Source organism: Rhodococcus sp. PvR044, assembly GCF_040548995.1.
GTDB classification, from domain to species: Bacteria; Actinomycetota; Actinomycetes; order Mycobacteriales; family Mycobacteriaceae; genus Rhodococcus_G; species Rhodococcus_G oryzae.
The window spans coordinates 256,786-269,164 of record NZ_JBEPSX010000001.1 but is presented as its reverse complement, the minus strand read 5'-3'; the positions used below and the strand labels follow the sequence as shown (position 1 = coordinate 269,164).

General features: G+C 67.9%; 1 protein-coding gene (cut by a window edge). It reads right to left on the bottom strand.

Features of this window, described 5'->3' with window-relative positions; all coding sequences use genetic code 11:
- Nucleotides 1-12,379 carry the start of a non-ribosomal peptide synthase/polyketide synthase gene (locus ABIC28_RS01295; RefSeq protein ID WP_354577189.1) on the bottom strand. It extends 20,309 nt beyond the left edge of the window, so 12,379 of the gene's 32,688 nt are visible here — the first part of the coding sequence; the start codon lies at nt 12,377-12,379; its stop codon lies beyond the left edge, outside the window.

The window sequence follows — 12,379 nt, the reverse complement described above, 5'->3', positions numbered from 1 at the left end:
GCACCATGTGCCCGGGCAACGACTCCGCCAACGCCGCCTTCAACGCAGCCGGCTCCAGAACGACCCCGTCCGAACCGAGCACATACGACACCAACGACGTCGTCCCACCCACACCCTGGTGACCCACGGTGACCGCGAACTCCACACCCGACAGCGCCGACAGCGCCGCATCGATCTCACCGAGCTCGATCCGGAACCCACGCACCTTCACCTGGAAGTCACTACGACCCAGGTAGTCCAGATCACCATCGGCAGTCCACCGCACCAGATCACCGGTCCGGTACATCCGATCACCCACCACCCCGGTGGGATCCGCCACAAACCGGTCCGCCGTCAACCCCGGCCGACCCCGGTAACCACGAGCCAACGCCGGCCCCGCCAGGTACAACTCACCGACGACACCGACCGGAACCGCACGCAGGCGACCGTCCAGCACCATCGCCCGCACTCCGCGCACCGGGGGTCCCAGTGTGATCGGCTTTCCGGGGACCAGTGGGGCGGTGGTCGTGACGACGATGGTGGCCTCGGTCGGACCGTAGCCGTTGAGGAAGATGTGGTCGTCGGCCCAGCGTGCCATCAACTCCGGCGGGCAGGCCTCACCACCGACACCGACCACCCTCAGGTCCGGCAACTCCTCCGGCTCGACGCTGGCGAGCGCGGCCGGGGTCATCATCACGTGGGTCACCCGTTCGCGGCGCAGCAGGTCGACGAGGTCGGCGCCGCCGTACACGGTGGTCGGCGCGATGACCAGCGTCGCGCCGGCGCCCGCGGCGAGGAGCATCTCGTTGACGGAGATGTCGAAGCTGGGCGACCCGATGTGCAGCGTCCGGTCGTCGGCCGAGATCCAGTAGTCCGCCTGCTGGTAGACGCTGAAGTTCGCCAGACCGGTGTGGCTGACGACCACGCCCTTGGGCAACCCCGTCGAACCCGACGTGTAGATGATGTAGGCGGGGTTCGTCACCCGCAGCGGGCGGAGTCGGTCGGCGTCGGCGATCGGCGCTGGCGACATGCTCGCGCATCGGCTGTCCATCTCGTCGCCGTCGAGCACCAGCCACGGCACCGAAGCGGGCAGCCCCTCGACATGTGCACCGATCGTGACACCAAGCACCGCACCGCAATCCGTCACCATGTGGGTGACACGGTCGGTCGGATACTTCGGGTCGACCGGCACGAACGCGGCACCGGACTTGGCGACGGCCCAGACCGCGAGGACGGATTCGATCGAACGGGGTATCGCGATCGCGACCGCGGTCTCCGGCCCGGCACCGGCCTCGATCAGGACGCGAGCCAGCCGTGACGACCGCTCGTCGAGTTCCTGATAGGTGACGTCGACGCCCGACAAGGTCAGGGCGACGGCCGACGGCCGCAGCGCCACCGCGGTGGTCAGCACGTCCGCCAAGTTCCTCGGCTCGACATCGGCCCCACCGGTGCGAACCGGAAGGGTGGCGCGTTCCGTGTCGTCGAGGATGTCGATGTCGCCGACGACGACCTCCGGGACGGAGGCCACGGCCGCCAGCACCCGAACCAGTCGACCACCGAACCCGGCCACCGTGGCCTCGTCGAACAGGTCTGTGGCGTAGCCGAGTTCGACCGCCAGCCCGGCGGGGACGCCGGCCTCGTCGATCGACTCCGACACCGTCACCTGCAGGTCGACCTTGGCCACGTGCGCGTCGAACTCGACCTGGGTCACCGTCAGACCGGGCAGTTCGAGACCGGGGAGCCCCAGGTTCTGGAAGGAGAGCGCGACCTGCGCCAGCGGGGCCCGCGCCTGCGAGCGGGTCGGGGACAGGACGTCCACCAATCGCTCGAACGGTACGTCGGCATTCCCGAACGCGGCGAGATCGACCGACCTGGTCCTATCGAGCAACTCGGCGAATGGCGCACCGGAATCCACCTCGGTGCGCAGCACCAGGGTGTTGACGAACATGCCGACGAGATCGTCCAGCGCCGCCTCGCCGCGACCGGCGATCGGCGCTCCGACCGCGATGTCGCTGGTTCCCGAGAGCCGTGCCAACAACGCGGACAGCGCCGCGTGCACGACCATGAACATCGTCACGCCGCGGTCCCGGGCCAGACCGGCCAGTGCCGCGTGCAGGTCGGCGTCGACCGTGAGGTGGTGCGCTGCACCACGGCCCGAGGCAACCGCAGGCCGCGGCCGGTCACTCGGCAGGTCCAGCTGGTCCGGCAACCCGGACAGCGCGGACTTCCAGTAGTCGATCTGCTTCGCCGCCAACGACTCCGGGTCGTCCTCCGAGCCGAGAACCCCGCGCTGCCACAGCGCGTAGTCGGCGTACTGCACGGCCAGTGGGGCCCAACCCGGCTGCTGACCGGCGACTCGGGCCGAGTAGGCGACCATCAGGTCACGCATCAGCGGCCGCATCGAGAACCCGTCGCCTGCGATGTGGTGCACGACGAACACCAGCACGTGTTCGATGCCGGGTTCGAGGACGAACAGTCGGACGCGCAGCGGGACCTCGACGGTGACGTCGAAGCCGGTGCCGGCCTCGCGCAGGATCTCCGCGAAGAGGTCATCCTCCGCCAGTGGGGTCGGCGCAAGGTCCGGGACGGACTGCTCGGTGGGAACGACGACCTGGATCGGACCGTCGACGGTCTCGGGGTAACGGGTCCGCAGGATCTCGTGGCGATCCACCAGGTCCGCCACTGCGGCCTGCAGGGCCGCGGCGTCGATGGGGCCCGAGAGTCGAATCGCCGCCGGAATGTTGTTCACCGCGGATGCGGTGTCGAACTGGTTCAGGAACCACATCCGTGACTGGGCCGGGGAGAGCGGAACCCGTTCCGGCCGAGGCTGCGCGACCAGTGCGGGCATGGCTCCGCCACCGGCCAGCGCGTCGACAGCGCCGGCCAGTCCCGCCACGGTGGGCGCCTCGAACAGGACGCGCACCGGCACCTTGGTCTCCAGTGCCGCACCGATCCGCGCGGCGACCTGCGCCGCGATCAGTGAGTTGCCGCCGAGGTCGAAGAAGTCGTCGTCCAGACCCGCCCGGTCGAGTCCGAGCACCTCCGCGAACACCCCGGCCACGACGACCTCGCTCGTCGACACGGGGGCACGGAACTCGCGTACTTCCACGGCAGGCGCGGGCAGCGCTCGCCGATCGAGCTTGCCGTTCACGGTCAGCGGAATCTCTTCGAGTACAACGAAGTTCGACGGAACCATGTACTCGGGCAGCACGCCGGCCAATCCCTCGCGCACCGCCCGCACATCCAGACCGGTGGTCTCCTCGGGCACCAGGTACGCCACGATCCGGGCCGAATCGGCGGTATCCTCGCGCACGATCACCGCCACCTGTGCCACGCCCGGCTCCGCCAGCAGCGCGGCCTCGATCTCGCCGAGCTCGATTCGGAAGCCGCGCACCTTCACCTGGTCGTCGGCACGTCCCAGGTACTCGAGCTCCCCGTTGCGGTTCCACCGAGCGAGGTCACCGGATCGGTAGAGCCGGCCCGATCCGAACGGGTTGGCGACAAAACGAATTGCGGACAGATCCGGCCGGCCCAGGTAGCCGCGCGCCAACTGAACGCCGGCCACATACATCTCACCGGGAACTCCGATCGGCACCGGCCGCAGCCGGTGATCGAGCACGAAGACCTGCAGGCCGGCGATCGCCTGACCGACGACGCTGCCGGCGGCCTCCGCGACCGTCCTGGCGTCGAGCGCCCGGAACGACACGTGCACGGTGGTCTCGGTGATGCCGTACATGTTCACCAGCACCGGGGTCTCGCCGCGGCGCCGGTACCAGTCGGACAGCCGAGGCAGCTCGAGCGCCTCACCACCGAAGATCACGTAACGCAGCGCGAGCTCGGCCGGGTTCCGCCGATCGGCCTCCGCCAGCTGGTAGAACGCCGACGGAGTCTGGTTCAGCACCGTCACCCGCTCGCGGGCCAGGAGGTCGAGGAACTGCTCCGGCGAACGCGACGTGTAGTAGTCGACAACCACCAGCGTCCCGCCGTACAGCAGCGGACCCCACAGTTCCCACACCGAGAAGTCGAATGCATAGCTGTGGAACATCGTCCACACGTCGGAGGAATCGAATCCGAACCGGCCCTCGGTGTTGCGCATCAGACGGGTCACCGTCCGATGCGGCACCTGCACGCCCTTCGGGCGTCCCGTAGACCCCGACGTGTAGATCACGTAGGCCACGTTGGCCGGGCGCAGCGGCGCGATTCGGTCCGAATCCTGCACTGCGGCCGACGAATGCGACGACACGTCCACCACGTCGATCTCGACGACCGGCAGGTCAGTCGGCAGATCCATCTCACGGCCGACCGTGGTCACCACGCACACCGGTGCCGCGTCGGCGAGCATGAACGCGATCCGGTCCGCCGGATACGTCGGATCCACCGGCAGGTACCCACCACCGGCCTTGAGCACCGCGAGCAACGCCACCACCAGGTCCGCAGACCTCGGCAGCGCCACCGCCGCGAGCGTCTCCGGTCCCACACCCATCGTGATCAACTCGCGTGCCAGCTGGTTGGCCCGCGCATCGAGCTCCCGGTACGTCAGGGACGCACCGTCGAACCGAACAGCGACGGCATCGGGACGAACCACTGCCGCGGCATCGAATGCCTCGACCAGGGTCGCGTCGACACCCTCGTCGACTCCGGAGGAGTTCCACGACGACAGCAGGGATTCCCGCTCGACGGGCTCGAGCAGGTCGATGTCGCCGACGACGACGGCGATATCGGCCACCACCGCCTCGAGCACTCGCACCCACCGGTTCTCGAACGCCCGCATGGACGGCTCGTCGAACAGGTCGGTCGCATAGGTCAGTTCGGTGACGATCCCAGCGAACTCATCTGCACTGTCAAAGGACTCAGTCAGGTCGAGCTGAAGGTCGAACTTTGCGACCTGCTCGTCGTACTCCAGCGCACGGATGCTGAGTCCGGGGAGTTCCAACTCGGTCTGTCGCTGGTTCTGGAAGGCCAGCGACACCTGGAACAAGGGGTGACGTGCCTGCGAGCGCGCCGGGGACAGCACCTCCACCAACCGCTCGAACGGGACGTCGGCATTGCCGAGGGCAGCCAAGTCGGTCTCCTTGGCCCGGGCGAGCACCTCCGCAAAGCTCGCACCGGGGTCCACCTCGGTGCGCAGTACCAGGGTGTTGACGAACATGCCGACGAGATCGTCGAGCGCCGCGTCACCACGGCCTGCCACCGGGGTACCGACCGCGATGTCCGTGGTTCCGGAGAGCCTGGCAAGCAACACCGACAGGGCCGCGTGCACGACCATGAACAGGGTCGCGCCCTGCTCGCGAGCGACCCGATGCAGTTCCCGCTGCAGCGACGGCGCCAGCGTGAAGCGGTTCGTGGCGCCCCGATACGAGGCAACCGCGGGCCGCTGCCGATCGGCCGGCAGGTCCAGCTGGTCCGGCAATCCCGACAGCACGGACTTCCAGTGGTCGAGCTGCGTCACCGACAAGGACTCCGGGTCGTCCTCGGAGCCGAGCAGCTCATGCTGCCACAGCGCGAAGTCGGCGTACTGCACCGGCAGCGGCACCCACGCGGGCTCGACGCCCTGCGTCCGCGCCGAGTAGGCGACCATCACATCGCGGGCCAGGGGCGCCATCGACCAGCCGTCACCACTGATGTGGTGCACCACCATCGCCAGCACGAACTCGCCGGCGGCGCCGTCCGCACCGGCCACCCGGAACAGGGCGACGCGCAGCGGAACCTGCACGGTGACGTCGAAGCCCTTGGAGAAGAAGCCGACCAGCGTCTGGGGCATTTCGGAGGCCGCGACGACGACCGGTGCGAGCTCGGGAGCGACGTCTTCGGCGTCCAGGATCATTTGCCGCGGGACCGAATCGACCTCTGGGAACAACGTCCGCAGCGACTCGTGCCTACCGATGACGTCGGCGATAGCGGAGCGCAGCGCAGCGACGTCCAACTCACCCGAGAGAGAAAGGGCCAACGGCAGGTTGTACGCGGTCGACTCGGGATCGAACTTGTTGAGGAACCACATCCGCTGCTGCGCGGCGGACAACGGAATCAGGTCCGGGCGGGGGCCCGCTGCCAACGCCTTGCGGCCGACTCCGGCCAGGTCCTCGACGCGGGCGGCGAGTGCCTCGACGGTCGCCGCCTCGAAGAGCAGTCGAACCGGGACGACGGTGTCCAGTGCGGCACCCAGTCGCGCCGTCACCTGCGTGGCGATCAGCGAGTTGCCACCGAGCTCGAAGAAGTCGTCGTCCAAACCGACCCGCTCGAGACCGAGCACCTCGGCGAACACGGTCGCGACAAGCTCCTCCTCACGCGTCGACGGAGCCCGATACGCGGTCGCCTCGAAAACCGGTGCGGGCAACGCCTTCCGGTCCAGCTTCCCGACCGGAGTCAACGGAATCCCGTCGAGCACCATCACCACCGCAGGCACCATGTGCCCGGGCAACGACTCCGCCAACGCCGCCTTCAACGCAGCCGGCTCCAGAACGACCCCGTCCGAACCGAGCACATACGACACCAACGACGTCGTCCCACCCACACCCTGGTGACCCACGGTGACCGCGAACTCCACACCCGACAGCGCCGACAGCGCCGCATCGATCTCACCGAGCTCGATCCGGAACCCACGCACCTTCACCTGGAAGTCACTACGACCCAGGTAGTCCAGATCACCATCGGCAGTCCACCGCACCAGATCACCGGTCCGGTACATCCGATCACCCACCACCCCGGTGGGATCCGCCACAAACCGGTCCGCCGTCAACCCCGGCCGACCCCGGTAACCACGAGCCAACGCCGGCCCCGCCAGGTACAACTCACCGACGACACCGACCGGAACCGCACGCAGGCGACCGTCCAGCACCAGTGCGCGGACGCCCGTCACCGGGCCGCCGATGGTGATCGGCTGACCGACCGCGAGCGGTCCGGTGGTGGTGGCGATGATCGTTGCTTCCGTGGGACCGTAACCGTTGACGAAGTCACAGACAGGACTCCACCTGGCGACCAGTTCCGGCGGGCATGCCTCGCCGGCGACCATCACCATGCGCAGGTCGGTCAGGTCCGACGGGTCGACCGCGGCCAGCGCGGCCGGGGTGACCGATGCATGTGTCACCCGCTCGCGCCGCATGAGCTCGGCGAGTTCGGCACCGCCGTAGATCGTCGGCGGAGCAATCACGACGGTGCCGCCCGAGCCGTAAGCCAGCAGCATCTCGTAGATGGACACGTCGAAGCTCGGTGATACGAAGTGCAGGATCCGTGAATCGCGCGTCGTACCGAAGGACGCGCGCTGATCGGCAACGACGGCGGCCAGCCCGTCGTGTGTGACCGCGACGCCCTTCGGCCTGCCGGTGGAGCCCGACGTGTAGATCAGGTAGGCGACGTTGGCGAACTGCAGCGGACGCACCCGGTCCGGGTCGCCCACCGGTGTCAGTGCCAGTGCGGCGAGTTCGTCCTCGACTGCGTCTGTTCCGAGCGCCAGCCACGCGATGCCAGAGGGCAACTGACCGAGGAAGGTGTCGACGGTGACGCCGACGACGGCAGACGAGTCCTCGATCATGTAGGCAATACGGTCGATCGGGTAGTTCGGGTCGACCGGCACGAACGCGGCACCGGTCTTGGCCACCGCCCACACCGCCAGCACGGATTCGAGCGACCGGGTCAGCGCGACGGCAACTGTGGTCTCGGGCCCTGCGCCGCGGGTGATCAACAGCCGGGCCAGCCTCGACGACGCCTCGTCGAGGTCATGGTAGGTCAGTTCACGCCCCTGATCGGACACGGCGACACCGGTCGGATTCGCGGCTGCAGCACTCTGGAGGATGTCAGGCAAGAGCCGCTCGGGCTCCCCCTCACGGCCGGAGCGGCTCAACAGGTCGATTCGCTCCTCGCCGGAGAGGATCTCGATGTCACCGACCGGGCGACTGGGCTCGCGCAGCGCCGACCGGAGGATCCGGACGAACCGCTCCGCGAATCCGGACACCGTCGACTCGTCGAACAGATCTGTGGCGTAAATGAATTCGGCGTCCATTACGGAATCGGAACCGCCGCGCAGGGTCAACTGCAGGTCGAACTTGGACAGATCGACCTCGACCTCGCTGGCGGACACCGACAGCCCCGGGAGCTCGAGGGTGGTCGCGCCCATGTTCTCGAACGACAGCGCCACCTGGAACAGCGGGTGCCGGGAGGTCGAGCGCGCCGGGTTGAGCACCTGGACGAGTTGCTCGAAAGGCACGTCGGCATTGGAGAATGCGGCCAGGTCGACGTCGCGGACGCGGGCAAGCAGATCGACGAAGGACGAACCGGCATCTACCTCGGTGCGCAGCACCAGGGTGTTGACGAACATGCCGATGACGTCGTCGAGTGCCTGCTCGCCTCGACCGGCGACCGGGGTACCGACCGCGATGTCGGTGGTACCGCTGAGGCGTGCCAACAGCACGCTCAGCGCCGCGTGCACAACCATGAAGGCGGTGACGCCCTGGGCCCGGGCCAGCGCGCCCAGCGCCCGGACCGTGTCCTCCTCGATGGTGAAGCGGACCCGGCCGCCGTCGAAGGACTGGACAACCGGGCGGGGTCGGTCCATGGACAGGTCCAGCTGGTCGGGCAGCCCCGCCAGCACCTCACGCCAGTGGCTGATCTGCTTGGCGGACAACGAGTTCGGATCGTCCTCGGATCCGAGCACCTCGCGCTGCCAGACGCTGTAGTCCGCGTACTGCACTCGCAGCGGCGCCCAGTCCGGTGCCACACCCGTGGCCCGGGCGGTGTAAGCCGTCATCACGTCACGAGCCAGAACCGCCCACGACATGCCGTCCGCGGCAATATGGTGAACGACCAACGCAACGGCGAGTTCGTCCGCCCCGACCGCGAACAGTCGCACCCGGAAGGGGATCTCCTCCGCCACGTCGAATCCGAGGGACGCGAAGTCCGTGAGCCGAGTCGCCAGTTCGTCCTCGGTCACCTCCTGCGCGACCACGTCCAGGTCCACTTCTGCGAGGGGCAGGATCACCTGGAACACGCCGGCCGCCGACTCGGGGAACACCGTGCGCAGCGCCTCATGCCGGCCGAGCACGTCGAGCAGGGCCGCGCGCAGGGCAGGCACATCGGTGCGTCCGGCGAGCCGGACGACGAGCGGCAGGTTGTAGGTGGCAGCTGCGGTGTCGTACTGATTGAGGAACCACATCCGCTGCTGCGCAAGCGACAGCGGAAGCTGCTCCTGCCGAGTCCTGGCCACCAGTTGCGGGCGCTGCTCCCCCTTGGCGCTGGCCTTCTCCGCCCGGTCCGTGATCGCCGCGACGGTCGGGGCCTCGAACAGCGTCCGCACGCCGAGCCGGATGCCGAATGCCGCGCCAATCCGGGCGACCACGTGGTTGGCGTTGAGCGAGTTACCGCCCAGCTCGAAGAAGTTGTCGTCCAGGCCCACCTGATCCGCGTCGAGCACGTCCGCGAACACCGAGGCGACGATCTCCTCCGCGGGAGTCCGCGGGGCACGATAGGCCCGCTCACCGAGCGTGAACACGGGCGCGGGCAGCGCCTTGCGATCCAACTTGCCACTGGCGTTGAGCGGGAACGCCTCCAGCACCGTCAACGCCGACGGCACCATGTATGCCGGCAGCACACGCTCGACTGCGGATCGCAGCTCGTCGACGTCCAGCACGGCGCCCGCCGACGGCACCACGTAGCCGACCAACTGCTCGCCGGCCGCCGAATCCGCGCGCACCACGACCACACACTGCGCCACCTCGGGCAGCGCACAAAGCACCGCCTCGATCTCGCCGAGCTCGATCCGCAGACCGCGCAACTTCACCTGGAAGTCGGTGCGGCCGATGTAGTCCAGCTCGCCGGAGTCGTTCCAGGACACCAGGTCACCAGTCCGGTACATCCGTTCACCGGACGCCCCGAACGGGTTCGCCACGAACCGATCCGACGTCAGGTCACTGCGACCCACATACCCGCGGGCCAACTGCACACCCGCCAGATACAACTCACCCGGCACCCCCACCGGCACCGGCCGCAACCGCGAATCCAACACGAACACCTGCGTGTTCCACACCGGCGCACCGATCGGCACCGACACCTCATCCGCCGCAGTGACCTCATGGAAGGTCACGTCCACCGCGGCCTCCGTCGGCCCATACAGATTGTGCAAACGCGACGACGGCAACACCTCACGCAACAACGCCGCCGTCTGCGCAGGCAACGCCTCACCCGAAGCGAACACCCGCCGCAACGACACCGCCTCCACCACCGACGGCTCCGCCACGAACACCGCCAACATCGACGGCACAAAATGCGCCGTCGACACCGACTCCTCCACGATCACCCGAGCCAGATACGCCGGATCCCGATGACCATCCGGCACCGCGATCACCATCCGGGCACCAACCTGCAACGGCCAGAACAACTCCCACACCGACACATCGAAGGTCACCGGAGTCTTCTGCAACACCACATCATCAGCCGACAGCCCGTACTCGCCCTGCATCCACAACAGACGATTCACGATCGCCGCATGCGAAACCGCCACACCCTTGGGCCGACCCGTCGAACCCGACGTGAAAATCACATACGCCGTATTGGACGGCACCAACGGCGCCAACCGATCCACATCCGACACCGGCGCATCCGAGAACGACGCCAGGTCGACCGCGTCGATCTCGACGACCTCAGCCCCCGGGGCCGTGAACTCGTCACGCGACGTCGAGAGAACGCACGCGGGCTCGGCGGTGTCGAGGATGTTCCCGATTCGATCCGCTGGCTGATCCGGGTCCACCGGCACGTACGCACCACCGGCCTTGACCACCGCGTACACACCGACCAACAGATCGATCGACCGACGCATCGCCAACGCCACCAACGATTCCGGACCGACACCGATGGAGATCAGATGTCGCGCAAGGCGATTGACCCGAGAATCGAAATCCGAGTAGGTCACCGACTCGCCGTCGAACGACAATGCGACCGCACCGGGCGACCGCACCACCTGAGCGTCGAACATCGACACCAACGTGCCGTCCTCGACCACCCGATCGGTGGCGTTCCAACCCGACAGTGCGAGGGTCCGCTCGGCCTCGGTGGTGACGGTCAGGTCCCACACCCGCTGGGCCGGGTCCGCGGCGAGGAACTGATCGAAGAAGGCGAGGAACCGGTCGTGGTGCCCCTTCGCCTGCTCCTCGGTGTACAGGTTCGGGTTGGTCTCGAAATCGACGTGCGTCCGGGTGCCTGCGACGCTCTGGTAGAAGTTGACGGCCAGGTCCTCCACCGTGCCGGTGGACAGAATGCTGAGCTCACCGACGACGGGACCGAGGGCGAGCTCGTTGTGGAACAACATGATGTTGACCAACGGGCCGAGCAATTCGCGCTGCATCGTGCTGTTGGACGAATCGCGCCGGATGTCCTCGTGACGGTACCGCTGGTGGCGCAGCGCCCCGGCGACCGCGACCTGAACGGACTTGAGCAGCTCTTCGACGGTCGTGCCCGTGCCAACGTGCAGCCGCAGCGGGACCACGTTGGAGAGCATGCCGCCGGACTTGCGCATCGAGGCCGTCGTCCGAGCCGTCACCGGCAGGCTGAGGATCACGTCGCCGGCATCGGTCATCTGGGCCAGGTACGCGGCGAACGCCGCGATGAGCATCCCCGACGGCGAGGAGTCGTGCCGGGCCACCGATTCGGCCATCAGCGCCTCGGTGCCGGCGGACAGCGCCGCGCTCGCGATGCCGTTGAGCGCGGCGGGCGGCGCGGTCCGCTCGGTCAGGCTGGTGCCCTCCTCCATGCCCTTGACGCGGTCGGCCCAGTAGGCGGCGTCGGACTGGAACCGGGTGCTCTCGCGGTACGCGACCTCCGATTCGTAGAGGCTGCGCAGCGTGCTCGCCTTGGACGGGGTGGGCTCGTGCCCCTCGATCAGCGTCGAGTAGAGCTCGGCGACGCGGGTCATGTAGGCCATCGCACCGAAGCCGTCGAGCGCGATGTGATGCACGCGGGAGTACCAGAAGTACCGCTCGTCCTCGATCTGCAGCACGACCGCGGCGATGAGGCGGTCCTCGAGCAGGTCGATCGGTGCGCTGAATTCGGCCTGCATCCAGTCCTGCGCGGCACGTTCCGGGTTCTCGTAGCCGCGGAAGTCCTGGTAACCGACATGGTCGTCGATCGTCAGGTCGATCACCTGTTGCGGGGTGCCGTCCACCTCGATCAGGCGGAGGAACCCGGTGCCGAACTCGGCGGATCCGATCTGGCTGGCGTCGTCGAGAATCTGCAGATCGAGCGGGCCACGCAGGTCCACGAACTGCGCGATGTTGATGGGGACCTCAGGGTCGACATGCTGCGCGTACCACATTCCGAGCTGCGCGGGCGACAGCGGAAAGACATCGGACTGGCACTCGATCGAGCTGCGGCCGTCGTTGTCTTCGTTGAGCATGATCGGCTTCAACTGATACCTCAT